Here is a 26,797-nt window from a genome sequence, read left to right on the forward strand (position 1 = left end):
AAGGCTTAGGATGATAGTTTCCTTTTTAAGAACTTCATCATTGCTTATCCGTCGTAATAACCTATTGCAAGGGCGTAGCATCAGCTTTTGGCACACAGCAAAGCCATCGATCCAAAAAAAATCCGGGAAAAATTGAAATGGGATTATCCTAACTGCGGAGGGTGGAAAACTGCACCGACACGATTAAGCGGCAGGGTGCATTTGCATGGGGTTTCAATAATTTGCAACAAGCTGGAGTGAAATTTAATGTCAGTTGAACTGGCTACATAAACTTCCTGAAAAAGGCTCTTTTGCGACTGCCTTTCATCGCTGGCCTGCTTTTCCTCTGCCTGTTTTATCTTTTTCGCGAAATAACATTTACCATCACAATGCATCCAGGGTTTATTCCGGTTTTCGCAAAGTTTAGTGGCAATGTAATTCCTGTTCAGTTCAAAACCCGCGTAAATAAAAAACCGCGAGAAATTAACCGTGACCAGCGAAATGATGAGTAAATAGGCTGTAAAACGTTGCAGCATGTTGCCGCAAAGGTAGTGGCTGCGGGCTTAAAAAGCAACCCCAAATAAAACTAATTACTACGCGTTAAAGTCGTTTTAAGATGTTCGCCCTGGTAAACGATATGTAATACAATGGAGTCTCCATAAAATTTGCCGGTATGCGGGGCATTACCATTTGGCACCGTTACATTAAAAGAAAAATCGTTGCCGTTTACCATGCCATCAGTAATATTTGCATCGCCCTGCGGCATATGCGCGGTTCCGGTAAGTTTACCGCTATCTAATTTAAAGGTATAATTTAACTGAAAGATACTATTGTCGGGCAACTTTAGGGTTCCGGTCCATTTTCCATTCAAATCGGCTACAACTGCAAAACAAACTACAAAAAGCGCCATAAACGCAGTAGTTGTATATATCTTCTTTTTCATGGCGGGCTTTGCGCAGCAATTAAGGTTGCTGCTATGGAGATACAAATGCCTGGCTAAAAAGTTTCATAAAACAAAAAAACCTTACTGATAAGTAAGGTAGAGCGGTAAATAAACCAATAGCGAGCTTTAACAGTTATTTCTTTTCTTCGGGTCTTTTTAACACGGAGTGAATTTTTGAACCATTAATTTCAAGGTCAATGCCGGTTGAGTCGCCATAGAATTTTCCGGTATGAGGTATATCCATGCCGCTGGTTGTTACACTGAATGAAAAAGTGGTACCATCTGTTTTACCTCCGGCTATTTCCACATCGCCATCAGGGGTTAAAGCGGTTCCTGTCAATTTATCGCCGTCAACTTTAAAATTGTACAGCAGCGGGTATTCCGTACCATCGCCCATAACCAATTTTCCGACCCATTTGCCATTCAGGTCGGCAATAGCTGCAAGGCAAACCATAAAGCAGCTTACCAGCATTACAGTAGTAAAGATCTTTCTTTTCATAATGAGTTTTTATTCACCTAATATAATGTGTTTTTTGTTAAAAATCAGTTAAGTACAAATTATATAAAATACATTATTCATAGTCGCGTCGCTGACTAATTTTCACATATTGGCCGAATATTATTTAGCGGCGCAAATAATTGTTTAATTTTGCCGCGATGAAAAAGGTGGAAGTATTAAAGTTGATAGACTTGATTGAAGATATCAGTAAGCTTGATGAATTGATTGCTGCAGGTCGTAAAAAAAAGACATCGGATTTTGTACTTAACCAATACGAGGCCAAAAAGATTAAAATGGTTGGTTCCATTATCAGCGAACTGGCCAACCCGCCTATCCAATCGTTAGAAAGCTACCTGATCATTAAAAAGATCCTGAATAAATACTATCCAAACATAGCCGAAGACGAACTGATGAATGACAGCGACATCAGTAAAATTGTTGCGGTTATTGAAGGGTAAAACTATTGCTTTTTGCCGTTCTCAACGCTTTTGATCTCCTCTTTGCGGTCTTTCTTAAAATCGAAATTATTAAAATCAGCAGTTTGGGGCACATCCATGGTATAACTGGTAAGCGGATCAATTTCAACGGTAATATCATCAGTTAACAAATCAATGATATGCCCGCCAAAGGCTTTATCGGCCGACAGAAAATGGAAATGATAACCGGTAATATGAGCTCCTTCCATAAAGGCCGGTATCCTGAATCCAACCAGGTCGCCTTCAATATTGGTATGATCAAAAAAGTGTTGCCGGTCAAGCATCGCTGCCAGTGGTAAGTAAGGTTTGTCAACCGGGGGGAACGCCCTGGTTTTAACATCTTTAAATTTACCCTTTATATGTATGGCGTAAATGCCGTTCTGATTACTAAGCAAACTGTCAAGGTAACTAAAAAGTGCCGCTTTGTTTAGTGCCCCAACATGCTCAAACACCTTAACCGGCTTAAAAAAGCATACAATGGCATATGGAGTTTTGCCGGTATCGGCAATCTCGGTGGTTTTGCCTGATGATTGTGTTTGGTACAAATGACCGTTAAAAACAAGCAGTTCGCCATCAAGCCTGGCGGGTGCGCCTAAACCAAAATTACCGTGTTGCTTAAGCAGCCTATAAGGATAATAGTCATCATAAAGCCCTCCTATAAACGCGGAAGCAAGCCCGGCACTGAATAGATTATTATCATTGGAGTTTACAGGTTTGGTTTTTTGTTGTGCGGCAGCCCTAAAGTTAAAGCTGATGATGGTTAATAATAAACAAAAACTGAGGACTGTTTTTTTCATTTGCTGGCTGATAATAAATGTTTACAAAGCAATTGTTTTACAACCATGTGTACAAATAAATATTTGAACACCATATTCCGGAGCTTCAGATCTCCAGGCTGGGGCCAGCTGTTTCCAAACAATTATCCAACCCGCCAAATTTTACTTTACCCTTACGGGGATCACAACCGGGTATGTTAGCTTTGCATATCCAAAAAATGAAATAACATGAAGATAGAAATATGGTCAGACGTAATGTGCCCTTTTTGCTATATTGGTAAACGCCGGTTTGAGCAGGCGCTGCAACAATCAGGTCATCAAAACCAGGTGGAGGTTGAATGGAAAAGCTTTCAGCTTAATCCTCACATAAAAACTGATCCTTCTGTAAATATTAACCAGTACCTGGCTGATGCAAAGGGCTGGACACTGGATTATGCCGGACAAATGAACAGCCATGTAACACAAATGGCGGCAGAGGTTGGTTTAACTTATAATTTTGACAAAGCGGTTGTAGCCAATAGTTTTAAAGCTCACCGCTTTAGCCACCTTGCCAAAAGCCACGGACTTGGCGATAAGGCCGAAGAAGCTTTGTTCAATGCTTATTTCACCGCCGGACTAAATATTGACGATACCCATACACTTATACAACTGGGAACCGAAATAGGCCTTAATCCCGATGAAGTAAAAGAGACGCTTGACAGCGACAAATACAGCGATGATGTAAAACATGACATTGCAGAAGCGCAGCAATTAGGCATAAGAGGCGTTCCGTTCTTTGTGATGAACAATAAATACGGTGTATCAGGTGCACAGGCTGTACCTGTATTCCTGGAAACCATTGAAAAATCATTTGCCGAATGGCAGCTGGAAAATGGCAAGTCGGAGTTATCAGTTATTGATGGCGAATCCTGTTCGCCAGACGGTGATTGCAGCTAATTTTATCATAATATCTGCCTATTTGCTTTACAAGTTTGAGGACACATCATGTGCGTCTCAAACTTGTAAATTGGTTATAGTTTTACGTGGCCTTTTCAAGCCCGACCCTTCCACATTTAACGCCAGAGCAAATTACTTCCGATATTTTATTATAATAAACTGAAACAATCATATCTTTAGTGTACGTAAAACAATATCATAAAAACGTGTATGAACAACCTTTACCCTAAGCTATTTATTCTTCTGCTTTTAACCATAACCATCAATAGCTGCAAACCGGATCCTGCACTTTATCCAACCAGGGTTGTACCTATTCCGGGCTATAAGGGGGATGATGCCGGTACTAATACCGGAACCTATTATTTTAAAGGCACATTAGATGGCCAGGCATTAAACTGGCAGGAAACAACAGGTGTTGATGGCTGGGTTGTAGGATCGGCGGCGGCTACTTCAAATGACCAGGGGAACATTACCGGAAACCTTAGCGCCTTATTATCAGCTGCCAAAACCTTGCAGCCATCAGTTGCGGTGGAGATAGGAACATTTCACGTTTTGGCTGATGCCGATAAATCAGTTGTCTTTAATTCGTTTGTTACCACCGGTAGCTGGGCTTTTGGAACTGAAAATAACGCGATTGACGCCAGGTATGTTACCATATCATATACAGACAGTGAAGGAAATTTTTATACAAGCGCCAAAGGGGCGCAAACCGGTACTGTAAACATTGTATCGGTAACCCCTGTACCCAAAGAACCTGGCAAGGAAGAAGGACTAAAGATCAAACTCACTTTCTCCTGTACCTTATATCCCGAGGAAGGGAGCGGAGCTTCGTTAACATTAACAAATGCCGAAACCACCTTATGGTTTGAAAACGGCTTGTAAAATAAAGCCAAAATCCAGGTTAATGTAAAAAACGATTTAGCGTATTAAGTGTTAAACAATTGCTATATATTTGCAATATAAATACTAAGTGTAAATTTTACACTAACAAGCTATAAAATTACAATGATCGACTCACCTGCGCCACCTGTTTTAACATCAAAAAAAGCACTCCGCATTGCTGTAGGGGCTATGTTTTTTATGGCAGGCTTAAGTTTTTCAAGCTGGGCATCGCGCATTGCTACAATACAGCAGGATCTGGGTTTATCTGATGCCGCTTTGGGCGCGGTATTATTTTCGCTGCCTGTAGGTTTAATGTGCTCGCTCCCATTTTCGGGTTGGGTAATTACCAAAATAGGCAGTCGCAAATTGCTTATAAGCGCCTTGCTGGTATATTCAATAGCTTTGGTAAGCCTGGGACTGGCACAAAATACTTTTCAGCTGATTATTTGCCTGGTATGTTTTGGTTTTAGCAGTAACGCGGTTAATATTTCAGTTAATACGCAGGCTGTGGTAACCGAAGAGCTATATCAAAAACCTATACTGGCATCATTTCACGGTTTGTGGAGCCTGGCCGGGTTTGCAGGCGCGGGTATCGGTACCTTCATGATAGCTAATAGCGTTGCCCCGTTCCGGCATTTTTTGGTGATGATGGTGGTTATTACAATTGGAGTAATTATTGCAGCCCGTTACCTTAAAGATGACAAGGTTGCCAACCCCGGCCCCGTATTTGTAATGCCCGACCACTCCCTGATAAAACTGGGTGTAATTGCCTTTTGTTCCATGATATGTGAGGGCGCCATGTTTGACTGGAGCGTTATTTATTTTAAAAAAGTAGTGCTTGCGCCTACAGCGTTGGTAGGTGCCGGCTTTACCGCTTTTATGTTCACCATGGCAGGCGGCAGGTTTGTTGCCGATAGCTTTGCGCAGCGGTTTGGCTTAAAACGTACCCTGCAGGTTAGCGGCACACTTACAGCTACAGGTTTGCTTGTGGCCGTAGCGTTCCCTTATGTATATACCGCCATGGCGGGCTTTCTGCTGGTGGGTGTAGGTGTATCTTCGGTGGTGCCAATGGTATTCAGCGCGGCAGGTAAGTCAAAAACAATGCAGCCGGGTGTTGCTTTGGCAGCAGTGTCAACCATAGGGTTCCTTGGGTTTTTAGTTGGCCCGCCGGTAATTGGCTTTATAGCAGGCCTGGCCACCTTAAGGGCATCGTTTATCCTGATAGCAGCCATGGGAATTTCTGTTGTGGTAGTATCAACCAAAGCTAAGATCTGATCATTCCCGGTTCAGGTCATCTTCGCTTGGATTAAGCAGGTATTCAAATTGTTCATATCCGTTATGAAAAATAAAGTTGAGGCGCTGCTTAGGCTGGTCAATATCCAGCGACATTAAACCTATGGTTTGAGGCAGGTTGTCCCTTATCAATTTCAAATCGGTTATGTGCGGCATATCAATAAATATATCCTCGCCCCTGGCCTCGATCTTCCATCCCTGGAGATGAGCATTTTTTAAAACCTCGATCCATTTTTGCTGATAAGCGTTCATAAATTGTTTTTTATTATAAAGGCTTGAGTGAAGGAATTGGTTTTAAATATTTTAAACTCAACGTAAATACCTGGTATAATTTCAGGCCAAAATCATGCAAACCAAAAGCAGGCGATTATCTGATTAATTCCTTAATTTAGGCAGCAATGAGGCCAATATCTCCCATTGAAAAAATTACCGCTCCTGTAGGCAAGTTCATCCACCAGGAACATACCAGCGGTATAGTACTCTTAATAAGTGTTGTAGTTGCCATTATATGGGTTAACTCACCTTTGCAGCACTTTTACCATTCCTTATGGGATATTAAACTGTCACTGGGCCTTGGCGGCCACGTACTTAACCATTCCCTGCATCTTTGGATAAACGACGGCCTGATGGCTGTGTTCTTTTTTGTAATAGGGCTTGAACTAAAGCGTGAGTTTATGGCCGGCGAACTTTCCACCATAAAAAAGGCTTCGTTACCTATGGTTGCCGCCCTCGGCGGAATGCTGGTGCCCGCCTGCATTTACTTTTTTATAAACAAAGGCACAACAGCCGAACATGGCTGGGGCATACCTATGGCGACTGATATAGCCTTCGCGCTCGCTTTGCTTTCTGTTGCCGGCAAAAATATTCCATCGTCGGTAAAAGTATTCTTATCGGCACTGGCCGTTGCCGATGACCTGGGCGCCGTACTGGTGATAGCTATATTTTACAGTTCGCATATTGCATTAGGGCCTTTAACCATAGGAGTGTGTTTAGCGGTGATTTTACTTATTGGCAATAAGCTGGGCATACGCAGCACTATTTTTTACCTGGTGATAGGTTTTGCGATTTGGGTGGCATTTTTACTCTCAGGCATACATGCTACTATAGCGGGTGTACTGGTGGCTTTTACCATACCGGCACGTACCCGCATCAATGAAAAAAGCTATGCCCAAAGCATCCGCGGCCTTTTGCTTGAGTTTGAAAACGCCATACCCAACAACAGCACCTTAACCACGCCCGAGCAGCACGATACCATCGAAAAAATAAAGGAACTGAGCACCGATGCGGAAACCCCGCTTCAAAAAATAGAATTTGCGCTGCACCCGTGGGTAGCTTTTGTAATAATGCCGCTTTTTGCCCTGGCAAACGCGGGTATTATTATCGGAGCCGGCTTTTTTTCGTCGCTTGTTAACCCGGTTAGCTTGGGGGTAGCTATCGGTTTGGTTGCCGGCAAATTTACAGGTGTGCTGCTGGCAACATGGCTTATGGTAAAATTTGGCGCGCAACTACCTGCGCAGTCAACCTGGAAGCACATGATGGGCGTTGCCCTGCTGGCCGGTGTGGGTTTTACCATGTCGCTGTTCGTATCCGGACTTGCCTTTACCCAAACTGAAATGATAGACCAGGCAAAGTATGGCATCCTGCTGGCTTCATTGCTGGCCGGTGTGCTTGGGCTTGCGGTATTAAGAAGGTAGCTTTTGCTGCTCTTATTTTATCAAATTTGGCTTGCCATATACGCTTAGCGGGGTAAGCCTGTTTTGAAACAGGGTTAGCGGGCTGTTATAAAACTTCACAAAATCATCGGCGCTTACCTGGCCGGGGTATGGTACATAGTAATGATCTGTACGGCCATTGCGCCAGGCTAACACGTATGATAAACGATGCTTTGATATTGTTGGCAATAAAACGTTTGTCCACCAGTTGGCCTGGGGTATTTGTTCATAGCCGGTTTCGGGCAGGCAGGCTACCTTATGGTGTTTGGCTGCAACAGCATCTAAAATGGTAAGGCGCTTATCCAGTTTGGTTTGATAATCAGGGACACTTTTATAGCAATAATTATCAAAACCGATAAAATCGGCATAATCATCGCCTGGATAACGTTCCAGAAATTCACCTTCCGACTCAAAATCAGCCGTAGAATATACGATGAGCAGGTTATGCAGTTTTTTATCTTTACGAAGATAATCAATGGTGAAACGCCATAGGGTTTTAAATTCATCGGGCGAGCTGGTATTTTTGCACCACCAGAACCAGTTGCCTGTAAGCTCATGGAACGGCCTGAAAAGAATGGGGATAGCCTCGCTGCCCGACCCTCTTAGCCCGGCCATGTAAGCAGCCGCCTTGTCAAGCCAGCTTACATAAACATTATGGTAGGCTCCTCCTGGTATGAGGTCTTTTACGGTATGCTGTGTGGTATCCCAGGCGGTTTTTCCGTTGGCCGGGTTATCCATGTGCCAGCAATAGGTATTGATACCCCCGCGGTCGTAAGCATCTTTAACCAGTTGTTTTTGCAGCTTAAAGGGTAAGCCGTTAATATCGTTTATACTATCGTGCTCAATACGGGCCAGATCCCAGCCGTATAGGGCCGGGTATGACCCGGTAACGCTTTTCACGTCAGACCGGCCAGGCTCAAACTTCCAGTTTACGCCATACGCGGTATCATCATGATGGCCAAATATTACCCCCGCGCCCAGCAAACGCTGCATACTGTAAAAAAGGGCGCGTGTTTCGGCAGTAGCATTTTTATCGGCGGGCTTATATAATTGTGCCCGTGCTGGCAGGCTGTATAATGCTATTAATATAAATGCAGTGTGGTTTAAAACGCGTTTCATTTAAAACAAGGTTATGAATAAATTATCATTTAATTGCCTGCAAAACCAAACTTGTGCAACACCTGTACCCGTTGTAAATTGCGGCAATACATACCGCCCGCATTAACAGCTGCAGTTGCTTTGCTGTCCCTTTTATAATGTGCCTTTTATAATGTGCCTTTTTCAATGCGTTTAATAATTTCTATGCAAGCCCTGCTGTTATGATAAGGGCATTTCCATAAGCCAACTTTATCCTGCCCCGGCATTACATGGCTATCCGCGGTGATGCCCCAAAACCACTCGCCGTTCTGTTTATCCAATATCCTGTCTTTTACAAAAGCCCAGTTATTTACCGACAGGTTAAAATACTTTTCATCGCCGCTTATTTGCCACGCGTTAAAAAAACCAACCATCGCTTCGGCCTGTACCCACCAGTGTTTTTCTTTAATAAGATGTTGGGTAAGCGGCTCATACTCATACCAAAGTCCGCCATCGGCATCCAACCCTTTCCGGGTAGCTTCAGCAATTTCCAAACAGATCTTTTTTATGCGCGCTTGCCGGGTATAGTTGCCTGTTACCTCCGCTGCTTCCAGTAAAAGCCAGGCTGCCTCAATATCATGCCCATACGATACTGTGTGTGACCGGCGGTTCCAGTCCTCATCAAAAAACAGAACAAGGTGATGGGTTTGCGCATCAATAAAATAATTGCAGAAGTTATCAATAAGCACTTCTATCTGCCTTTCCAATCTCTCATCAGGCCAAATGCGGTACAGGTTGGTATATGCCTCCAGTATATGCAAATGGGTGTTCATGGTCTTTTTTTCGTTGGCATCTTTAACGCTCAGGCGCAGATCGTTTATGGGTTGCCAATCCCGTGTAAAAGCCTCAAGGTACCCTGTACGGTCATGGTCATAACTTTTATCAACCAGCAACCGGTATAAATCAACGGCCTGGTTTTTTGCTGCCTCCAGGCCCGATGCCTTATAATATTCGCTCAGCGCGTAAATGGTGAACGCGCTGGCATAAACTTGTTTTTTGGCATCCAGTTTATGGCCCCGGTAGTCAACCGACCAGTACACCCCGCCAAATTCATGATCAATAAAATGGGTTATAATGTACTCATAGGCACGGTGCGCCATTTGCAAAGCGGCTTCGTCGGGCTTTTGATTGTACGCGGCCGCAAAGCTCCATAATATGCGGGCATTTAATACCGAACCTTTTGGAGCGCCCGGATTAACCTGATTCTCGTTATCAATTTGACCCCAAAAGCCACCGTTTACACTGTCAGGCGCATTTTTAAGCCAATAATCAAGAATATTGCTTAGCTGCCCGGTAAGCTCACGCTTATAGGAGGTTAGCTGTTGCCGGATGTTGGTATTATGTGCGGTTTCCTGCATTAAGGCTGATTGTTTTATTAGTAAGTAGGGCGAATCAGTCATCCTGAATTTATTTCAGGATCTCACAGGACTGGTTAGCAACCTTGCACGTGAGATGCCGAAACAAGTTCGGCATGACAGCTCTTTTGTGTTTTTACCCGCCCGGTCATCTTGATCTCACAGGACAGGTTGACAACCTTGCTTGTGAGATGCCGAAACAAGTTCGGCATGACGGCCCTTTGTGTTTTTTACCCGACCGGTTATCCTGAATCTATTTCAGGATCTCACAGGACAGGTTGATAACCTTGCATGTGAGATGCCGAAACAAGTTCGGCATGACAGTTCTTTGTGTTTTTTACCCGTCCGCTTACCCTACCTGCTGCCCGGTCTTATACAATTCTTTATTGCTGTTGATGATCTGGTAAACGGCATCAACCGACGCGGACGATCTGAGGCCATCTGCAGGGGTATTGATTACATAATCAACAAGCTTATGCAAAGTAGTGGTAGCCACGTGCATACGGGTATCTGACGATGCATAGTAAATATAAACCGTTCCGTCGTCTTCAGCTATCCAGCCGTTACAAAACACTACGTTTGATACGTCGCCTATGCGTTCGTCGCCCTCGGGGGCTAAAAAATAGCCGCCGGGTTTATATAAAACTTTAGTCAAATCGTGCAGGTCGGTCATAAACATATACAACACATAGCGCAGGCCCGCCGCTGTATTGCGCACCCCATGGGCCAGGTGCAGCCAGCCCCGTTCGGTTTTGATGGGCGCCGGTCCCTGACCGTTTTTTGCCTCATAAACGGTGTGGTAGCTTTTATTATCAATAATGGTTTCCTGGCCCACAACGGCGTTCTCCATGGTATCGCATAAACCAAACCCAATGCCACCACCCGTTCCGGCGCTTATAAAACCATCCTGCGGACGTGTATATAAGGCATATTTACCATCAACAAACTCGGGGTGCAATACCACATTGCGTTGCTGCGGCGAATTGGTTTTCAGGTCGGGCAGGCGTTCCCATTTTACCATGTCTTTAGTGCGGGCTATACCACAGGCAGCCACCGCCATTGATTGGTCATGCGGCGGTGCGGCAGGGTCGCGCCGTTCGGTGCAGAACAGGCCATATATCCACCCGTCCTGGTGGTTTGTCAGGCGCATATCGTACACGTTGGTATCAGGTTGTTCGGTTTGCGGCAAATCAACAGGATAATCCCAAAAGGCAAAATTGTTTATCCCATCGGCGCTTTCGGCCACCGCAAAAAACGATTTACGATCGACCCCTTCTACACGGGCCACCACCAAATATTTATTATTAAACTTAATGGCGCCCGCGTTAAAAACCGCGTTGATGCCAAACCGCTCCAGCAAATAGGGGTTTGTGCTGGCATTGAGGTCATACCGCCAGTTAATAGGTGTATGCGCGGCGGTAAGTACCGGGTATTTGTACCGGTTAAATATACCATTGCCGGTACCTGTTATTTCGTTGGTTTTACTGATCAGCTGTTCCTGTTCGTCCTGCAACCGGGCTAAACGGTGTTTAAATTCCTGCATCATATATATTAGCTAATTATCAATAGTCTTTTAATTTATTCCACCATGTTCTTTTCAATATCATCATGATAATGCCCAGTAAAACCACAGTTACCAGCAAGGGCAGCTTTTGGTTAAGTATGAGATACATGGGAAAAATGGTAAGGCATAACTGCGCTATGGTACCTATTACCACGTTAAACATGTTAAGCTTAAAGTTTTTATTGGGGATAAAAGCAGGATCATCTGCCATTACCTGTTGCTTAACGGGCTCCCATGCACCCCAGGGGCGTACATTGCTGTAAAATGATTTTAAAACGGCCATGTCGGCCGGGGCGGTAGCATACGAGCCGATCACCGAGCCCGCCAGCGATATCAGGAATAACAAAGGGAACCAGTACAGCAATTGCCCCGATGGTATCAGGAGCGAAAAAACCATAGATGATAATATGCCAGCAAGCATTCCGTAAAAAAAGCCATTGGCGTTAAAGCGCCACCAATGCCATTTTAAAACATTTGAGGCGATGTAACCGCCATACAGGGCCGATACTATCCATTGTAAAACGCTGTTTACATCTTTTACAAAAAAGCCCAGCACCACTCCTACTGCAACCACAACGATACCTACCAGGTAATTCATAGTGATGATCTTTTTGGTTGACGCGGCCGGGTTAACATATTTTAGATAGATATCATTTACGATATAGGCCTGTGCCGCGTTCATGGTACCGCTAAATGTGCTCATAAAAGCGCCCAGCAAACCGGCCAGCAGCAAACCTACCAGGCCAACAGGCAAAAAGTTATTGATAACCGCGGGTAGTATCCTTTCAAAGTCAATTGCGCCGGCGGCATCCTTCAGGTTCATTTCATTATAATACAGCAAGCCAAGCACAGTTAAGCTTACGATAAGCGAATAGCGGATGGGCAACAGGATGATGCTTACAAAACCGCTCATTTTGCTGGCCTCTTCGGGCGAGCGCGTAGAGAGAATCTTTTGCATATCATAATTAGGCGCAGGCCCGGCAAGCGCTGCAAAAAAGCCCTTGAAGGTCATCATCATAAAGAATAACCCGAACAGCGAGTAGCCATCCTCTTTTATCTTTTGGTTAACCTCATTGATGATGCCGGTCCAGCTAAAGCCCAGGTTTTTACCAAAGAAGGGGCTGTACCAGCCGCCCGGCACATGGAGGCTTTGCCCGGCCAGTTTGTTTGCCGCTATGAAACCTATCCAGATACAGGCTACCGTCATGATGCCGTATTTGATCATATCACCTAATACAATACTGTGCATACCACCCAAAATGGAATAAAACATGGCGAACAGCGTAAATACAATACCATATACATGCGGCACATATTGCGGCGCTACATCAAAGGGCACATAGGCCTTAACCAGGTCCCAGGGAATAAATATTTCGATGAATTTTCCGAGGCCGATAAAGCCGTAAGCCAAAAAGCCCAGGCAGCTCAGCAGCGCGAAAGCAATTACTACTTTATGTGAATTGCCTACGCCCGGCCCGGTTTTGCCAAAACGGGTGGCCAGCCACTCGGCGCCCGTGGCCGCGTTTGAGCGGCGCAACCAGCGCGACAAATACATCATTAAGAATACCTGGTTAAATACCGGCCAAAGCCAGGGTATCCAAATGCTTTTCATGCCGTATACAAAACAAAGGCTCACCATCCACATGGTCCCGCTGATGTCAAACATATCTGAAGCATCACTTAAACCCAGTTTATACCAAGGCAACGATTTGCCGCCAAGCATATAACTTTCTTTGTTTTCGCGTGCTTTTTTACGGTACCATAAGCCTATAAAAATGGTGCTTAACAGATACAGGACAATAATGGCAACATCAAGTAAATGCAGCTTCATTTTGATCAAAAAAAGTGTTAAAATTTATAAAACTGGTGTTCTTTTTGACTTAAAAGCATCAAAAATTGTTGCATAAATGCATATTTTTTACCCTGTAACTATCATACCGGATACCCCAAAAGTAGGTTATATTATAGTTTATTATATAATACTATTTTAACCTTATATTTACTTAATTATCCAAGTTTTAATAAATCGTTTAACAATTTCTGGGTCAATATATGCCCCCTATTAAATAAAGACGCGGTTACCGGTGTAAGTTTCCCTGAAATCTTTTGGGATGCAAAACTTTTTGCGTTTAAATATCCTGTTGAAGTTTGATATATTATTAAAACCGCATTTATAGGCAATTTCGGCTATGGTGGTGGTGGTATCGATCAGCATACGCGAGGCATGGCCCAGCCTGATCTCATTAAGACTGTCGATAAAGGTTTTACCTGTTCTCCTTTTGATGAACCGGCTAAAGGATGCTTCGGGCATATTGGCGATCTTCGCTACCTCGGCCAGGGTAACTTGTTTGCTGTAATTGAGGTTCATATGCTCAAACACCTTTTCAATGCGCCTGCTGTTGTAATAAAACTTTTCGTTGGTAAAGCTGAGATCCGACAGCATTTTCATATTGCGGGATATGGACAGATCATGCAATATGGACAGCAGCTCCAATACCGAGTCGAACCCGTTTTTTTGAGCCAGCCCGATTATCCTTCCCTTAAGCGCCTGTATGGTTTCGGGCGAAAACACAATGCCTCGCTGCGAATGCTCGAGCATAGTCTTTAAAAAGCTCAATTGGTTGCGTTTCAGGAACTTTTCATCAAAAAGATCCTTATGGAACTGTATCGTAATTTCGGTGATCTCCTCGCTCTGGCACTGGTGGGTAAACCAGGCATGGTACAGATTGGGCCCTACCAGGGCCAGTTCAAGATCGTCAATAACCTCAATACTACCTCCCACAACCCGCCTGGCTCCTTTGGCGTTAAGGATCAGGTTGAGCTCGTACTCCTCATGATAATGCAGCGGAAAATCGAACTTTTTTTTAACCCGCGAAAAAATGGTAAAACAATCACTGGAGGTTAGTGGTGTTATTTCGCGCATTACGTTACTTCCTGTCATAATTTTATTGTACAAAATGGTATTTACACTGATACGAATTTAACATAAAAAAAGAGATGTATTGTTTTATAGAACAAAAACTCGTCTTTTTTTTATTGTTAGAGGTTAAAAAGTGGCCTTTTTAACACATTTTCTGTTCATTTCGAGAAGTTTTTATGCTTTTTACTTATATATGTAATTTTACACTCCATTAACTAAATTTTTTGGATTGCTATATTCTATATAAATTATAACCGTTAGGTTTGCAGGCGATTGTAGTTTAAATTTTTAACCCAAATGGTCAGAAACTTAAACTCAATTTAATATGTTATTAAATTTTGCCTGCTTAACTTACACCCGCTGGTTTTCGATCTTAAAACCCGGCTTTGGTTTTTGAAAAACGCACCTGCAGCTTAGTTTTTCATGATGCAAAAGCATAAAAAAACCTGATAATGTAGCTGGCAGCAAAACAAATATTATAAGTTATTGTAAAATAACCATAATCAAATTGTACAAATACCTACTATATCATATTTAATGGATACAGCAGAAACAACAACGGTACAAAAAAAGAACTCAAAGCTCAAACAAAGCTTTATCAACTTTTTTACCGACCTGTATAAGATCAATCAATTTATCCTTCGCTTTTTTAAGGAAGCTTTTCTGCCGCCCTTTGAATTTAAAGAAGTAATACGGCAGTGTTTTGAAGTTGGCGTGCGTTCTTTCACCTTAATATCAGTAACCGGGTTTATTGTCGGGGTAATATTCACCAAACAATCAAGGCCTTCATTGTCTGAGTTTGGTGCGCAGTCATGGCTGCCATCACTGGTATCTATAGCTATTATGCGTGCGCTGGCACCCCTGGTTACCGCGCTTATAGCATCGGGCAAAGTAGGCTCAAGCATTGGTGCCGAACTGGGCTCCATGCGGGTAACTGAACAAATTGACGCCATGGAGGTATCAGGGACCAAACCCTTTAAATTTCTGGTTTGTACCCGTGTACTTGCCACAACCCTAACTATACCCATTTTATCAACTTATACGGGTCTTATAGCCATCTTAGGCGGTTATTTAAACGTAAGCCAAAATGAAGGCACCAGCTGGAGTACATTTATACAGCAGGTGTTTGAGCCTTTAACTTTTGTTGATTTTGTGGCATCGCTCATCAAATCAATAGTATTTGGGTTCACTATAGGCATTGTTGGCTGCTACCAGGGCTATAACTCTACCAAAGGAACCGAGGGCGTGGGTAAAGCAGCCAACGGCGCGGTGGTTACCGCCATGTTTTTGGTATTTATTGAAGAGATCATTATTGTACAGATAACCAGCTGGTTCCGTTAATTTAGGGCATGAAAAAAGTAAAAACACAGGCAGATCATGGCAACCCGGTTATCAGCATCAGAGGGCTCAAAAAGTCGTTTGAAGATTTTGCCGTACTGCGCGGTATCGACCTTGATCTGTACCAGGGCGAAAACCTGGTAGTGCTTGGCCGGTCGGGTACCGGTAAATCAGTGCTGATCAAGATCATATCGGGTTTACTAAAACCCGATGAGGGCGAAATAACAGTACTGGGCCATAATTTAGCGCATATTACTGAAAAAGAATTGCAGGAATTACGCATCAGGATTGGCTTTTCGTTTCAAAACAGCGCCTTGTATGATAGTATGACGGTACGTAAAAACCTTGAATTTCCGTTGGTGCGTAACCAAAAAAATATCACCCGCAAAGAAATTAATACAGCTGTTGAAACGGTGCTCGATGCGGTAGGTTTGTCGCACACCATTAACCAGATGCCGGCAGAGCTTTCGGGCGGGCAGCGTAAGCGAATTGGCATTGCCCGTACCCTGATCCTTAAACCCGAAGTTATGCTGTACGATGAGCCAACGGCCGGGCTCGATCCTATAACCTGCATTGAGATCAATGCCCTTATTAACGAAGTACAACAACGTTTCAACACCTCATCTATCATTATTACCCATGACCTTACCTGCGCCAAACAAACCGGCGACAGGATAGCCATGCTGCTCGACGGACAATTTCAACGCACAGGTACATTTGATGAAGTTTTTAACACAACTGACGACCGGGTGAAACCTTTTTTTGACTATAACTTTATACAATAGAACAGATATTATACCATTTATTATGGATGCAACAGAAAATAAAAAAGCGATTATAGTGGGCATATTTTTAGCACTCGGCCTTATAGTGTTTATACTTGGCGTATTTACGCTTGGCGGTCAGCAAAAAAGCTTTGTAAAAAATATACGTATCAGTTCGGTATTCAGTGATATTGCCGGCCTCAAAAAAGGTAATAACGTATGGTTCTCGGGTGTTAAGGTGGGCACCATCAGTGCGGTTAAATTCATTGGCCCGTCACGGGTACAGGTGTTCATGAACATTGACGAAGCCACACAACAATACATTCACCGCAATGCAGGTGCAAAAGTAAGTTCCGACGGATTGATTGGCAACAAGATCATTGTTATTGATGGCGGCAGTCCGCAAGCGCCGGTAGTACAGGATGGCGACGAACTACAAGCCGAAAAAATGCTTTCGACCGACGATATGCTTAAAACCTTGCAGGACAATAACCAAAACCTGTTGGCTATTACCACTGATTTTAAAGTATTAAGCCATAAAATACTGGAAGGCAAAGGAACTGTGGGCACATTAATGGCCGATAGTACTATGGCCATACAACTGCGCAGCGCTATGCGTAACCTGCAGATCACTACCCAAAGCGCGGCGCGCATGGCTGCCCAGCTTGATAATTTCAGCAATAAAATGAATACCAAAGGCGGTCTTGCCGATAAGCTGCTTACGGATACAACTACTTTTAACCAGATAAGCCAGGCAGTTAATCAATTGCAAAAAACTGCTGCCAACGCTTCAACACTAACCGATAACCTAACCAAGGCCAGTAACAAGCTAAATACCACCGACAATGCTATAGGTGTGCTGCTTAATGATCCTAAAGGAGCCGCGCAGGTACAAAGCACATTAAACCTCCTGCAGCAGAGCTCAGTTAAGTTAAATGACGATCTGGAAGCCGTACAGCATAATTTTTTATTACGCGGTTTTTTCAAGAAAAAAGCCAAAGCCAAAGCTGATAGTTTAAAGGCACAATAAACATTGACGAATACAAAAGTAGGCCATCCTGAGCGATAGCGAAGGATCTTCTTCATCTTGCTGAGCCTGGACTTTTCTATCGAAGAAGATGCTTCACTCCGTTCAGCATGACAAAGAGAAAATTGCAAACACAAAAGTTTGTCATCCTGAGGTACGAAGGATCTTCTTCACCTTGCTGAACGTGGACTTTTCTATCGAAGATGCTTCACTCCGTTCAGCATGACAAACGTGCGTTGTAAAATAAAAGCTTGTCATCCTGAGCGATAGCGAAGGATCTTCTTCGCCCTGCTGAACGTGGACTCTTCTATCGAAGATGCTTCACTACGTTCAGCATGACAAAGTGTGCGTTGTAAAATAAAAGCTTGTCATCCTGAGCGATAGCGAAGGATCTTCTTCATCTTGCCGAGCCTGGACTTTTCTATCTAAGAAGATACTTCACTACGTTCAGCATGACAAATTCATTTTCAAAAAGAATTTATAATAAAGGTGGCCATTCCATAATCTGCTGATTCAGGAAACTCCAGTTTGGATTTTCCTGTTCAATAAGTTTCAGCTTTTTACTTCTTGTCCAGCCTTTAATCTCCTTTTCACGTTCAATCGCATGATCAATATACTGATGTCTTTCAAACCAAACTAAATAATAACATTTATATTTGGATGTAAAGCTTTCCTTTTGATCAACACCAAAATAATGTTCGTACAGGCGTTTGTTCAAATCATTGGTGACACCCGTATATAATACCTTTTTATTGTAATTGGTTAGTATATAGGTAAAAAAGTTATACTGGCGCATTATCAAATTTATAAAGAATGCTGAATATATTGCATAGTGCAAAAAGCATTCGTTATGCTGAACGGAGTAAAGCATCCTCTTCAATAGAATCCGGCGAAGAAGATCCTTCGTACCTCAGGATGACAGACCTCTGCGTCATTCTCTCCTTCAGATTCCTATCGGGCTTTATCACTACCCGTGACATGTTTGCCAATCACATCATCACTGCAGGGGGCGAAACTACTCACAACAAACTTTACATATTATTACTTCTCTTGGGCGCACTGAAAGTGAGCTAAACCATTCCCCACCTTACGCCACATCATCAGGCTGCAAAATCTTTCCGGGAAATTCGTCCAGGCTTTTATAATACATTTTAGGGTTTCTGCCGCTCTCTTCCATTGCCCATACCGCCATGTGGTATAAAATTGCCCTTAAACGGGTACCCGCCTCGGTAAGACTATAAGTAACATACGGAGGCACTACCGGCTTGGCCTCCCGACTTATTAAAGCGTCGGCCTCCAACTGTTTCAAATGCTGTATCAGCACTTTCTCGGTAATTGCCGGGATCGCTTTTCTTATTTCGCTGTAGCGTTTACTGCCCGATAGCAAATGGAATAAAATAATGGGTTTCCAATATCCGCCTATTTTTTCCATTACATAAGTTACCGGGCACTCTTTAAATGCTCCCTGCTTATTTTCCTGTATGGTCGAGCTTTCTTTTACTGCTGTCATATATACATACTTTAGGGTAAGTACTTGTATAAAAGTAAGTACAAATATACTTTTGCTTCCAACAAAAACAAAATATTAAAAACATGAAAATCACCATCACCGGGTCATTAGGAAATATAAGTAAACCATTGGCCATGCAATTGATTGATGCAGGGCATCAGGTTACTATCATCAGCAGCAATGCAGCTAAAGCAGCGAACATCGAAGAACTGGGCGCAACACCCGCAATAGGCCTGGTAACCGATGTTGAATTCCTTACGCGGGCCTTTACCGGCGCCGATGTGGTTTATACCATGGTTCCACCCAGTTTAGGGGTATCCAATTTTCGGCAATATGTTGGAGGAATCGGCAAAAATTACGCGGAAGCCATCCAAAGATCGGGCGTAACACGGGTTGTTAATTTAAGCAGCATTGGCGCGCATCTGGATTCAGGAACAGGCCCTATTACAGGCATGCACGATGTTGAAATAGCGCTGAATAAGTTAGCGCATACAGCCATAAAGCATTTGCGCACGCCGTTCTTTTATATTAATTTTTACGGCAATATCGATATGATCAAAAACCTGGGCATCCTGGGTTCAAACTACCCCGGCAATGCAAGGCTCATCATGGTGCACCCGGCTGATATAGCTACCGCGGCCGCCGAAGAAATTCAACATGGTTTTACCGGAAAAAGCGTGCGTTATTTGGTTAGCGATGAGCGCCCCGCCGCGGAAATAGCAAGTGTTTTGGGTGCGGCCATTGACAAACCCGAACTGCAATGGGTTGAATTTAACGATGAACAAGCCTTAAACGGGATGATGCAAAATGGGTTATCCCACGAAATTGCCGGAAACTTTGTGGAAATGGGCGCCGCTATTCGCTCGGGAAACTTATGGGAGGACTATGATTTGAACAAACCTGCTGTTACAGGTAAGCGCAAGCTGGAAGCATTTGCCCTAGAGTTTGCGGACAGGTACAAAGCATAATATACAAGCGCCGTATATAAAAATGAAAGGTTTCCTGAGCTTTAAAAACTTAGGAAACCTTTATCACAATAGATCAAAGGGTTGTTCCCCTTTTTAATATCAACACGTTAAATCACCGCTTTAACCCCGGGTATTTTGAGGAGTAAATGAGCTAAGCCAAATGAGCCCGCAACAGCCAATGGCGCTACAACCAGCAATTTAACCGCAGGGTCAATTCCCCAGGGTCTAAACAACATCGACAAAGAGATTAGTACCAGCGGATGGAAAATATATACGCCAAAGGCCGATCGTGACAATGTTTTCATGAACGACGTTTGGCTGTTCCATTTTTGTTTAGCTAAGCCAAGCAGCGCAATTATAATAAACATACCAGTAAACTGCTCCCAGCCGGCATACATTAATGATTGCCAGTGACCGTTACCGTTAAATGTTTCGGCGGGACTGTTGGTGGCCACCTTTACAAAATAAATTATGGGGAAAACAATCACAATCATCACAAATGCCATAACAGCAAAACCTTTGCCCATTTTATAGCTCACCTTACTAAGCCACTGCCCGTTGCAGGCTACTATGCCCAAAACAAACAAGGCAATGTACTGTACAAAGTGCCCCAGTTGAAAGCCTACCGGTTTCAGCACCCACCCAATCGGAAATACGCACCTTGCCAGGTAGCTCCCCAACACAAGAGTAAGGATAAACAAAATAATAGTTTGCGTATGAGGCAACTGCCCTAAGGATAGCACTTCAATACCTTTTAGCAGTTGCATGATGCCTGCATACAATAAACTGAAAAGCAACAGGGCAGCTACAAACCATAGTACCCCAAAATCAATCCACGAATGAAAACCGCTTAAGTATTGAAAATAAGTAATGTTATTGCCCTGGGCAAATCTGTAAACCAGGTAACTTAATACCGGCGATAATATGAAAGAGTAAAATACAAGTGGTATGCCAAGTCGCTTCAGCCTGTCGGCAGTAAAGCGTGCTGCACCTTTTTTGCAATAGGATGGCCCGGTAAAATAAGCTGCTATAAAAAAGAAAAAACCCATGAAGAACGACTGATTGATGGCCACAAACAGGGTCATGGGTATTTGTGCCCCTAAGTTGGTAGTTTTTTCGGCGTAATACCAGCCTCCAGGCGCGCCATACGTAATAAAAGTATGGTGTAGTACCACTAAAACGGTAAGCAGTACTTTAAGGTTATCAATATATAATATTTTACCGGTTTGTGTGATGCTGTCATTTGCAGGGGGGGATACAAAGGTTTGGATTGACATTTTTACAGATTAAGGTGTGTTATATAATTAACACTATATCTATAAGGATGCAATTTTTAAACAATAGTTACACTCGTTAACAATTATTTGATCAAATGACCGGCTTTTCGTTGCTCGGGAGTTAATTTCAGGAATTCTTTGTAACAGGTATCAAGATAAGTTGTGAGGTTAAAACCGGTACTGGTATAGGTTTTAACCGATGGGATATAAAGCAATATAAAATCATTCATATCGTCGCCGGTTAAGGGTACGTACTTGGCTATGTTTTCGGGATTGAAAACTGTCTTTATCTCATCCTGCACTTGTTGATTCTTTATAAAATCTTCCTCTTTTTGCCGTTTCTTGTCATCTTTTGTCCAATAGTGCAGCCTGAGTGCAACACCACCCTTATAATATTCGGGATATTTGGCATCGCGCTGGTAAACCATCGTTTGCCCGTGAAAATCGGGGGCTTTATAGCCGCTTGCCGGCTGTTTAATCTCTGTACCAGTTACCTTTACCTCACCAAGTGTGGTTTGTTTAGGTGTTAAAAATACTTCGCGCCCAAACAGGTTGGTCAGCAATATGGTATCTGGCCGGTAAAAGGCGCCTGTAAATACCAAGAGATCACCTGTTTTTGCCGGGATGCTGAACCTTCCGGCTTTATCAGTTACTACTACTTTGGCGGTAGTCTTATTTTCAACCTGAATGCCTTGCAACACTACACGGGTTTTGTATTCCAACACAGTACCATTTTGAACACCCTGTGCGCAGGCCACAGACGTGATAAAACAACCCATAAAAACTAAAAGCAGGTAACGAAGCATCAGTAAAAATAATCAGAAGATGCGGTTCTGCAATCGCCCATCATATTTTTTTAACTAAAATTAACATTTGATATCAAGTAAAAGGGTGCCCCAATGAAGGGGCACCCGGGTGATAGGCATTAGGTATTAAGGTTATTCAATATCAGTTTGCTTACCGTTGCCGCCCGCTTTTTTATGCAAAGCGTCCGGTGTTTTTACGGCTTCGTTTTGTAATTTTTTAAGCATTTCGCTGCCTATCAAAGCATCAATCATACCATTACCGCCACCATCTTTTCCGCTAACCAATATTTCTGGCACAAGCCTGATTCCGTTACTGGCCAGGGCTTCGGCTACACGTACAATAGCATATTGTTCGGTACCCATTGCCTCTGTCTTTTGTTTGGTTACCTCGGCTTCGGCCAAACCTATGGCCTTGATCTTAGCACCTTCGGCAGTACCATTTACTTCAGTTGCGTTCGCATCGGCTTTGGCATTTACTGTTTTGGCTTCGGCATCGGCTTTAGCTATCGTGATCCTCACTTCGGCATCAGCTTTGGCATTAATGGTCTTGGCTTCGGCCTCACCACGTGATGCGGCAACTTTTGAAGCCGCCATCTGCGTATTGATCTCCACCTGGCGGGTTGATTTTACAACCTCTGGCTGCATATCGGCACCAGCCCTGGCGCTTTCAAATTCCTTACGCTCAATTTGGGCGTGGCGTTGTATCTCGTAAGTTACTTTTTCCTCCTCGGCCAGTTTACGGTCGGTAAGGGTTTTCATCAATGCGGCAGGTGGCACTATATCGCCTATCAGCGTATCAACCCCAATTACATTATAGGTTGTTAATACTGCGCCTATATGATCACGAGCATCGCTTTGCCTTTGGATACGGTTGGCCAAAAAGCCTATCACATCACTCCTTTGCGCCGAGTTACGGAAATAGTTGGCAATAGTAGGCTCCAGTACCTGCGATACCAGGTTTTTCATCTTACCAAAACGGGCTATTACTTTTGGCGCTTCATTACGTGGCACGTGGATGATCTGTGACACATCCAAATTGAATGTAAAACCATCACTTGACCTTACCGTAATGGTACACAGATTTTTATCCAGCTCATGCGCTTCGGTACGGCTATCGGCCCAGTTAAGCACAATATTTGTTGTAGGCACAACCTCCACCGCGTGAGTGTAAATGTTAATAGGATGCTTACCAGGGTCAAGCGGGTCTTCCCAAACGCCTTTTTGACCACGATGAACAATATTACCGTGTTTAAAAGCATCACCACTGGTATCCTTACCTTCGGGGCCAACAAAGGAGTTTACCACACCCACATAACCAATAGGTATATAGGTCATATCAACCTGCTCCACAATTACAAACCAGGGATTAAGGTAGTAAGTACCGGCCAGTATCACATCTTCCTGCAAGCCCTTGCGGCCACCTGCGTTAATAAATGCTATAGGATCCTGATAGTTTTTGTGCCCTACTACTGATTCTCCGGCAATTTCGCCTTTATCCAGCGGCTCGCCATCGAGTGTGGTAACTATCCCTACCTTGTTTTCATGGATCTGGGTAATGGGCACCATTTCAATTTCAAACAAGAAGGTATTGATACGGTAACTACCCGGGGTAAGAAAAGCAGCCTGTGGACCTTTTTGGCCATTATTATCCAGAAACGCTATGGCATCCTGAAACTTGTCACAATCAACAGGCTTACCCAATACACGGCCTGTATCAAACGGCGCACCATCTTTTGCCTTTACCAGCCCCAATTTATTTTGTTCAATAATGGTAAACGGCTCCATGGTGATACTGTATTGCCAGGGCCACATGCTCCAATATAAACCCGGTGCAAGTGCCTTGGCCTGCATGCCGGCTTCGCCGTTAGTGGCAATAATACGACCATCGGGCAGACGTGATTTACCCGACAAGGTAAACTTTTTAACCACCAGGCCAATACGGTTATCAGGCACGATAACCATACCGAAAAACACACGTAAAACAAATTTGTACATCAGCAAAAGCAGAATGACAGGCACAGCCCACCAAAACATCACAATTAGATTGTTCATTTTTTTAAAAAGATTTAAGTATTTGATTTTTTAACGGAACCCTTAAGGTGCGGGCCCTCACAATAACTTATAGCTTAACTGGATTGGAGTACCTTGGCTATATAGTGTCATTATGACGGTTGTGATTTTTCTTTGTTACATTTTTTTTAAAAAATATTTTTGACTGCCAGTAATGAGCTCTCTGAACCTGGATTCGCCTGATTAAAAGGATGTGGAGGATTTATAAGTATTTGTAAACATTTCAATGTGCCGGTAGTTAAATAAGTGTATGTATCTCATTAATCCCTGTAATTATGAATACTTCAGCATCAAAGAAAAAAACCAATAATAAAAAAGCTACAGACAGTAAAACATCAAAGGAACTGAACACCGAGGGGCCCATCAGCGAAAAAGATGAGGTAAAAAGAGCCGAGGAAAGGTTAAAAAAGCAACTTAAAAACAAAAGCTGATCCTCTAAGTCTGGATTTTATTTTTAATTGGTAATTGTATAGCTTAGATGAACTTTAATGCTATCATGAAAAATAACACCTTTTTACTTTTAGCCTTCATGCTATGCGTCATGGCATCGTGCAAGCCGTCTGTTAACAGCGAAACGCTCACCGGCAAATGGAAATATATAAAAATAGAACACCCTAATGCCAGTCCGCCGGATACCATGAAAAAAGCGGAGTTGGATGAGGCGGCTCCTTATATACAATTTACACCCGAGCGGAAATGGCTTATTGTATGGGGCGGCAAATTTTTATCGCATGGCAATTATAGTCTCGATGGCAGTAATATAAAAGTAACTGAAAAATTGCCCGACGGTAAAACCCGCGATTTTGTTTTCACCGTATCCGAACTTACCGAATCAAAGATCGTTTTTGAAACCATAGGTGCCGAAGGTTCAAAAGTAACAGCATTAAGGGCAAGTAAGTTTTAAATGGTGAGGGGCGAGTAATTTATTTTATCGGCCGGTTGTTTATTTAAGATCTTTTTTCAAAAAAATGGTGATATAGCTGTTATAATTTACACATAGTAATAAACAGTAAACAATGGATGCAGTTAATTTAGAAGAGCAGGCTGCAAGGCAACAGCTTTTTACAGCACTATATCAAAAGGTATTCCCGGCAGTGGCCAAATATGTGGCCAAATGCGGCGGATCATTTGAGGAGGCTAAAGATGTATTTCAGGATGCACTGGTGAGTTATTATGAAAAAAGCCGGTCGGCTGATATGACTGTCAACAGCAGCGTGGGGGCTTACATTTACGGTATTTCCCGCTATCTGTGGATCAGGCGATATAAAGAAGGCAACCAAACCACACGGCTTGATGATAGTTATGCAGCCCATATAGCGGTTGAAACTACATTGCCTGTTGCTGAGGATAAATTATTAAATTTTTTAGAGACAGCCGGAAAACGCTGCATGGAATTGCTCCGTGCTTTTTACTATGATCAATTGCCCATGACAAGGGTGGCGCAACTATTTGGTTTTTCGGGAGTGCGCTCGGCAACCGTGCAAAAATACAAGTGCATTGAAAAAGTAAGGGAAACAGTAAAACAAAAAGCATTGACGTATGAGGACTTCCTTGAATGAAATAGCAGCGATAGAAGATCATCTGCTTCAACGCCATACGCCTGGCGCAGCGCTTTTGTTTGAAGCCAAAATGCTGCTCGATGCTGATCTGCAAAATAAGGTTTCATCGCAACAACAGGTTTACAGCCTGGTACAACAATATAGCCGCAAGCAGTTAAAACACGAAATAGAGGCCGTACATCAGCAATTATTTACCCAACCGGAGCATTTAAGCTTCAGGCAAAAAATAGCACGTATATTTTTAAACCGGTAAAACACCTTACCAAAAAAAACGATAAATTTTATGAATATTGATAAACAGGAATTCCGCAAATATGCCGTCATGCACCATGCTATTGCCGGTTTTAAGGTAGATAGTTTTATTTCCGGAGTCGAAAAAAACGCCATGCCAGTGGCCATGACACCTTACATAACCGAAGAACGCGAAATGCGCGTGGCCCAGATGGATGTATTTTCGCGGCTGATGATGGACCGTATCATTTTCCTGGGCCAGGCCGTTGATGATAACGTAGCCAACATTATACAAGCGCAGCTGCTGTTCCTGCAATCAACCGATGCAAAGAAAGATATCCAGATGTATATCAATTCGCCGGGAGGGTCGGTATATGCCGGTTTAGGTATTTATGATACTATGCATTTCATCGGTCCTGATGTGGCCACTATTTGTACGGGTATGGCCTTATCAATGGGGGCGGTATTATTGTGCGCCGGAGCTACGGGTAAACGTGCAGCCCTGGGCCACTCAAGGGTAATGCTCCATCAACCGTTGGGCGGGGTACAGGGCCCGGCTTCGGATATTGAGATAACGGCCCGTGAGGTATTGAAATTAAAGAAAGAACTATACGAGATCATAGCCAAACACAGCGGCCAGCCTTATCAAAAAGTGCATGATGTATCAGACCGCGACTACTGGATGATAGCCGGCGAAGCCAAAGAATTTGGAATTATTGACGAAGTATTAGCATAAAGTATCCCGTTAAGGCAAACTTCGCGTAATCTTTTATCT

Annotated in this window: 29 protein-coding genes; 14 read left to right on the forward strand and 15 right to left on the reverse strand. The window is 43.3% G+C overall.

Annotated features, from left to right (window positions below; all coding sequences use genetic code 11):
- Positions 1–143: 143 nt before the first annotated feature.
- The 3 genes from J2W55_RS23375 to J2W55_RS23385 all read right to left on the reverse strand — a co-directional run bounded on the left by J2W55_RS23375 (position 144) and on the right by J2W55_RS23385 (position 1,421).
- Positions 144–515, reverse strand: a complete 372-nt coding sequence (locus J2W55_RS23375; RefSeq protein ID WP_310102043.1) for a hypothetical protein — start codon at positions 513–515, stop codon at positions 144–146.
- A 50-nt stretch (positions 516–565) separates the two neighbouring features.
- A complete protein-coding gene (locus J2W55_RS23380) occupies positions 566–922 on the reverse strand; it encodes a hypothetical protein (RefSeq protein WP_310102046.1) in 357 nt (118 codons plus the stop codon).
- Between the two features lie 133 nt (positions 923–1,055).
- The gene (locus J2W55_RS23385) at positions 1,056–1,421 is read right to left on the reverse strand and encodes a hypothetical protein (protein WP_310102051.1); all 366 of its coding nucleotides are present in this window, start codon (positions 1,419–1,421) and stop codon (positions 1,056–1,058) included.
- Between the two features lie 158 nt (positions 1,422–1,579).
- Here J2W55_RS23385 and J2W55_RS23390 point away from each other — a divergent pair, with 158 nt between their 5' ends.
- Entirely contained in the window at positions 1,580–1,879 is a 300-nt protein-coding gene (locus J2W55_RS23390; RefSeq protein ID WP_310102054.1) for a hypothetical protein, read from the forward strand.
- Between the two features lie 2 nt (positions 1,880–1,881).
- Here J2W55_RS23390 and budA read toward each other — a convergent pair whose 3' ends face one another.
- Positions 1,882–2,694, reverse strand: a complete 813-nt coding sequence (gene budA, locus J2W55_RS23395) for an acetolactate decarboxylase (RefSeq protein ID WP_310102057.1) — start codon at positions 2,692–2,694, stop codon at positions 1,882–1,884.
- Positions 2,695–2,901: 207 nt separating this feature from the next.
- Here budA and J2W55_RS23400 point away from each other — a divergent pair, with 207 nt between their 5' ends.
- The 3 genes from J2W55_RS23400 to J2W55_RS23410 all read left to right on the forward strand — a co-directional run bounded on the left by J2W55_RS23400 (position 2,902) and on the right by J2W55_RS23410 (position 5,766).
- Positions 2,902–3,609 carry a DsbA family oxidoreductase gene (locus tag J2W55_RS23400; protein ID WP_310102060.1) on the forward strand — a complete coding sequence of 236 codons (708 nt, stop codon included), beginning with the start codon at positions 2,902–2,904 and terminating at the stop codon, positions 3,607–3,609.
- Positions 3,610–3,819: 210 nt separating this feature from the next.
- Entirely contained in the window at positions 3,820–4,491 is a 672-nt protein-coding gene (locus J2W55_RS23405; RefSeq protein ID WP_310102063.1) for a hypothetical protein, read from the forward strand.
- A 123-nt stretch (positions 4,492–4,614) separates the two neighbouring features.
- The gene (locus tag J2W55_RS23410; RefSeq protein WP_310102066.1) at positions 4,615–5,766 is read left to right on the forward strand and encodes an MFS transporter; all 1,152 of its coding nucleotides are present in this window, start codon (positions 4,615–4,617) and stop codon (positions 5,764–5,766) included.
- Here J2W55_RS23410 and J2W55_RS23415 read toward each other — a convergent pair whose 3' ends face one another.
- Positions 5,767–6,036, reverse strand: a complete 270-nt coding sequence (locus tag J2W55_RS23415) for a hypothetical protein (RefSeq protein WP_310102069.1) — start codon at positions 6,034–6,036, stop codon at positions 5,767–5,769. It abuts the gene before it with no gap.
- 146 nt (positions 6,037–6,182) lie between these two features.
- Between J2W55_RS23415 and nhaA the strand changes: the two genes are divergently transcribed.
- Positions 6,183–7,478 (forward strand): Na+/H+ antiporter NhaA, encoded by a 1,296-nt coding sequence (gene nhaA, locus J2W55_RS23420; protein ID WP_310102071.1) that lies wholly within the window; start codon positions 6,183–6,185, stop codon positions 7,476–7,478.
- A 12-nt stretch (positions 7,479–7,490) separates the two neighbouring features.
- On the opposite strand, the gene J2W55_RS23425 is transcribed toward nhaA, so the two are convergent.
- The 5 genes from J2W55_RS23425 to J2W55_RS23445 form a co-directional block, all read right to left on the reverse strand.
- Positions 7,491–8,615, reverse strand: coding sequence for a glycoside hydrolase family 26 protein (locus J2W55_RS23425; protein WP_310102073.1), 1,125 nt, complete (start codon positions 8,613–8,615; stop codon positions 7,491–7,493).
- Positions 8,616–8,761: 146 nt separating this feature from the next.
- Positions 8,762–9,991, reverse strand: coding sequence for an AGE family epimerase/isomerase (locus J2W55_RS23430; RefSeq protein ID WP_310102076.1), 1,230 nt, complete (start codon positions 9,989–9,991; stop codon positions 8,762–8,764).
- A 346-nt stretch (positions 9,992–10,337) separates the two neighbouring features.
- Positions 10,338–11,534, reverse strand: a complete 1,197-nt coding sequence (locus J2W55_RS23435) for a glycoside hydrolase family 130 protein (RefSeq protein WP_310102079.1) — start codon at positions 11,532–11,534, stop codon at positions 10,338–10,340.
- 16 nt (positions 11,535–11,550) lie between these two features.
- Positions 11,551–13,383, reverse strand: coding sequence for a sodium:solute symporter family protein (locus J2W55_RS23440; protein WP_310102082.1), 1,833 nt, complete (start codon positions 13,381–13,383; stop codon positions 11,551–11,553).
- A 231-nt stretch (positions 13,384–13,614) separates the two neighbouring features.
- Entirely contained in the window at positions 13,615–14,493 is an 879-nt protein-coding gene (locus J2W55_RS23445) for an AraC family transcriptional regulator (RefSeq protein ID WP_310102085.1), read from the reverse strand.
- Positions 14,494–15,009: 516 nt separating this feature from the next.
- On the opposite strand from J2W55_RS23445, the gene J2W55_RS23450 reads away from it, so the two are divergent.
- The 3 genes from J2W55_RS23450 to J2W55_RS23460 are packed head-to-tail and all read left to right on the forward strand — an operon-like array spanning position 15,010 to position 17,604.
- A complete protein-coding gene (locus tag J2W55_RS23450) occupies positions 15,010–15,813 on the forward strand; it encodes an MlaE family ABC transporter permease (protein WP_310102088.1) in 804 nt (267 codons plus the stop codon).
- An 8-nt stretch (positions 15,814–15,821) separates the two neighbouring features.
- Complete coding sequence (locus tag J2W55_RS23455) at positions 15,822–16,595, forward strand: ABC transporter ATP-binding protein (protein ID WP_310102091.1); 774 nt, start codon at positions 15,822–15,824, stop codon at positions 16,593–16,595.
- Between the two features lie 22 nt (positions 16,596–16,617).
- Positions 16,618–17,604 (forward strand): MlaD family protein, encoded by a 987-nt coding sequence (locus J2W55_RS23460; protein WP_310102094.1) that lies wholly within the window; start codon positions 16,618–16,620, stop codon positions 17,602–17,604.
- Between the two features lie 475 nt (positions 17,605–18,079).
- On the opposite strand, the gene J2W55_RS23465 is transcribed toward J2W55_RS23460, so the two are convergent.
- The gene (locus J2W55_RS23465) at positions 18,080–18,397 is read right to left on the reverse strand and encodes a GIY-YIG nuclease family protein (protein ID WP_310102095.1); all 318 of its coding nucleotides are present in this window, start codon (positions 18,395–18,397) and stop codon (positions 18,080–18,082) included.
- A gap of 291 nt (positions 18,398–18,688) precedes the next feature.
- Complete coding sequence (locus J2W55_RS23470) at positions 18,689–19,111, reverse strand: winged helix-turn-helix transcriptional regulator (RefSeq protein ID WP_310102098.1); 423 nt, start codon at positions 19,109–19,111, stop codon at positions 18,689–18,691.
- Between the two features lie 83 nt (positions 19,112–19,194).
- On the opposite strand from J2W55_RS23470, the gene J2W55_RS23475 reads away from it, so the two are divergent.
- Positions 19,195–20,079, forward strand: a complete 885-nt coding sequence (locus J2W55_RS23475; protein ID WP_310102101.1) for an NAD(P)H-binding protein — start codon at positions 19,195–19,197, stop codon at positions 20,077–20,079.
- Positions 20,080–20,186: 107 nt separating this feature from the next.
- Here J2W55_RS23475 and J2W55_RS23480 read toward each other — a convergent pair whose 3' ends face one another.
- From J2W55_RS23480 to J2W55_RS23490, 3 genes are all read right to left on the reverse strand, one after another.
- The gene (locus J2W55_RS23480) at positions 20,187–21,356 is read right to left on the reverse strand and encodes an acyltransferase family protein (protein ID WP_310102104.1); all 1,170 of its coding nucleotides are present in this window, start codon (positions 21,354–21,356) and stop codon (positions 20,187–20,189) included.
- A gap of 83 nt (positions 21,357–21,439) precedes the next feature.
- A complete protein-coding gene (locus tag J2W55_RS23485; RefSeq protein WP_310102107.1) occupies positions 21,440–22,162 on the reverse strand; it encodes a hypothetical protein in 723 nt (240 codons plus the stop codon).
- Positions 22,163–22,294: 132 nt separating this feature from the next.
- On the reverse strand, positions 22,295–24,214 hold the full coding sequence (locus tag J2W55_RS23490; RefSeq protein ID WP_310102110.1) for an SPFH domain-containing protein: 1,920 nt from the start codon (positions 24,212–24,214) through the stop codon (positions 22,295–22,297).
- A gap of 293 nt (positions 24,215–24,507) precedes the next feature.
- Here J2W55_RS23490 and J2W55_RS23495 point away from each other — a divergent pair, with 293 nt between their 5' ends.
- The 5 genes from J2W55_RS23495 (at position 24,508) to J2W55_RS23515 (ending at position 26,758) form a co-directional block, all read left to right on the forward strand.
- Positions 24,508–24,663 (forward strand): hypothetical protein, encoded by a 156-nt coding sequence (locus tag J2W55_RS23495; RefSeq protein ID WP_310102112.1) that lies wholly within the window; start codon positions 24,508–24,510, stop codon positions 24,661–24,663.
- Positions 24,664–24,728: 65 nt separating this feature from the next.
- A complete protein-coding gene (locus J2W55_RS23500) occupies positions 24,729–25,136 on the forward strand; it encodes a hypothetical protein (protein ID WP_310102115.1) in 408 nt (135 codons plus the stop codon).
- A 112-nt stretch (positions 25,137–25,248) separates the two neighbouring features.
- Positions 25,249–25,791: an RNA polymerase sigma factor gene (locus tag J2W55_RS23505; protein ID WP_310102118.1), complete on the forward strand. Its 543-nt coding sequence runs from the start codon at positions 25,249–25,251 to the stop codon at positions 25,789–25,791.
- Positions 25,772–26,044, forward strand: coding sequence for a hypothetical protein (locus J2W55_RS23510; protein ID WP_310102121.1), 273 nt, complete (start codon positions 25,772–25,774; stop codon positions 26,042–26,044). The genes J2W55_RS23505 and J2W55_RS23510 overlap by 20 nt, the downstream gene beginning before the upstream one ends.
- 30 nt (positions 26,045–26,074) lie before the next feature.
- Entirely contained in the window at positions 26,075–26,758 is a 684-nt protein-coding gene (locus tag J2W55_RS23515) for an ATP-dependent Clp protease proteolytic subunit (protein ID WP_310102123.1), read from the forward strand.
- Positions 26,759–26,797 lie beyond the last annotated feature (39 nt).

Source organism: Mucilaginibacter pocheonensis (genome assembly GCF_031456535.1).
Lineage (GTDB): Bacteria > Bacteroidota > Bacteroidia > Sphingobacteriales > Sphingobacteriaceae > Mucilaginibacter > Mucilaginibacter pocheonensis.

Bases quoted from the DNA above. Each gene is read 5' to 3' on its own strand.
- J2W55_RS23475 (WP_310102101.1), top strand. From the start codon at position 19,195: ATGAAAATCACCATCACCGGGTCATTAGGAAATATAAGTAAACCATTG.
- J2W55_RS23440 (WP_310102082.1), bottom strand. From the start codon at position 13,383: ATGAAGCTGCATTTACTTGATGTTGCCATTATTGTCCTGTATCTGTTA.
- J2W55_RS23480 (WP_310102104.1), bottom strand. From the start codon at position 21,356: ATGTCAATCCAAACCTTTGTATCCCCCCCTGCAAATGACAGCATCACA.
- J2W55_RS23445 (WP_310102085.1), bottom strand. From the start codon at position 14,493: ATGACAGGAAGTAACGTAATGCGCGAAATAACACCACTAACCTCCAGT.
- J2W55_RS23495 (WP_310102112.1), top strand. From the start codon at position 24,508: ATGAATACTTCAGCATCAAAGAAAAAAACCAATAATAAAAAAGCTACA.
- nhaA (WP_310102071.1), top strand. From the start codon at position 6,183: ATGAGGCCAATATCTCCCATTGAAAAAATTACCGCTCCTGTAGGCAAG.
- J2W55_RS23400 (WP_310102060.1), top strand. From the start codon at position 2,902: ATGAAGATAGAAATATGGTCAGACGTAATGTGCCCTTTTTGCTATATT.
- J2W55_RS23515 (WP_310102123.1), top strand. From the start codon at position 26,075: ATGAATATTGATAAACAGGAATTCCGCAAATATGCCGTCATGCACCAT.
- J2W55_RS23450 (WP_310102088.1), top strand. From the start codon at position 15,010: ATGGATACAGCAGAAACAACAACGGTACAAAAAAAGAACTCAAAGCTC.
- J2W55_RS23505 (WP_310102118.1), top strand. From the start codon at position 25,249: ATGGATGCAGTTAATTTAGAAGAGCAGGCTGCAAGGCAACAGCTTTTT.
- J2W55_RS23510 (WP_310102121.1), top strand. From the start codon at position 25,772: ATGAGGACTTCCTTGAATGAAATAGCAGCGATAGAAGATCATCTGCTT.
- J2W55_RS23405 (WP_310102063.1), top strand. From the start codon at position 3,820: ATGAACAACCTTTACCCTAAGCTATTTATTCTTCTGCTTTTAACCATA.
- J2W55_RS23390 (WP_310102054.1), top strand. From the start codon at position 1,580: ATGAAAAAGGTGGAAGTATTAAAGTTGATAGACTTGATTGAAGATATC.
- J2W55_RS23470 (WP_310102098.1), bottom strand. From the start codon at position 19,111: ATGACAGCAGTAAAAGAAAGCTCGACCATACAGGAAAATAAGCAGGGA.
- J2W55_RS23375 (WP_310102043.1), bottom strand. From the start codon at position 515: ATGCTGCAACGTTTTACAGCCTATTTACTCATCATTTCGCTGGTCACG.
- J2W55_RS23465 (WP_310102095.1), bottom strand. From the start codon at position 18,397: ATGCGCCAGTATAACTTTTTTACCTATATACTAACCAATTACAATAAA.
- J2W55_RS23425 (WP_310102073.1), bottom strand. From the start codon at position 8,615: ATGAAACGCGTTTTAAACCACACTGCATTTATATTAATAGCATTATAC.
- J2W55_RS23485 (WP_310102107.1), bottom strand. From the start codon at position 22,162: ATGCTTCGTTACCTGCTTTTAGTTTTTATGGGTTGTTTTATCACGTCT.
- J2W55_RS23385 (WP_310102051.1), bottom strand. From the start codon at position 1,421: ATGAAAAGAAAGATCTTTACTACTGTAATGCTGGTAAGCTGCTTTATG.
- J2W55_RS23455 (WP_310102091.1), top strand. From the start codon at position 15,822: ATGAAAAAAGTAAAAACACAGGCAGATCATGGCAACCCGGTTATCAGC.
- J2W55_RS23460 (WP_310102094.1), top strand. From the start codon at position 16,618: ATGGATGCAACAGAAAATAAAAAAGCGATTATAGTGGGCATATTTTTA.
- J2W55_RS23500 (WP_310102115.1), top strand. From the start codon at position 24,729: ATGAAAAATAACACCTTTTTACTTTTAGCCTTCATGCTATGCGTCATG.
- J2W55_RS23490 (WP_310102110.1), bottom strand. From the start codon at position 24,214: ATGAACAATCTAATTGTGATGTTTTGGTGGGCTGTGCCTGTCATTCTG.
- budA (WP_310102057.1), bottom strand. From the start codon at position 2,694: ATGAAAAAAACAGTCCTCAGTTTTTGTTTATTATTAACCATCATCAGC.
- J2W55_RS23435 (WP_310102079.1), bottom strand. From the start codon at position 11,534: ATGATGCAGGAATTTAAACACCGTTTAGCCCGGTTGCAGGACGAACAG.
- J2W55_RS23380 (WP_310102046.1), bottom strand. From the start codon at position 922: ATGAAAAAGAAGATATATACAACTACTGCGTTTATGGCGCTTTTTGTA.
- J2W55_RS23430 (WP_310102076.1), bottom strand. From the start codon at position 9,991: ATGCAGGAAACCGCACATAATACCAACATCCGGCAACAGCTAACCTCC.
- J2W55_RS23410 (WP_310102066.1), top strand. From the start codon at position 4,615: ATGATCGACTCACCTGCGCCACCTGTTTTAACATCAAAAAAAGCACTC.
- J2W55_RS23415 (WP_310102069.1), bottom strand. From the start codon at position 6,036: ATGAACGCTTATCAGCAAAAATGGATCGAGGTTTTAAAAAATGCTCAT.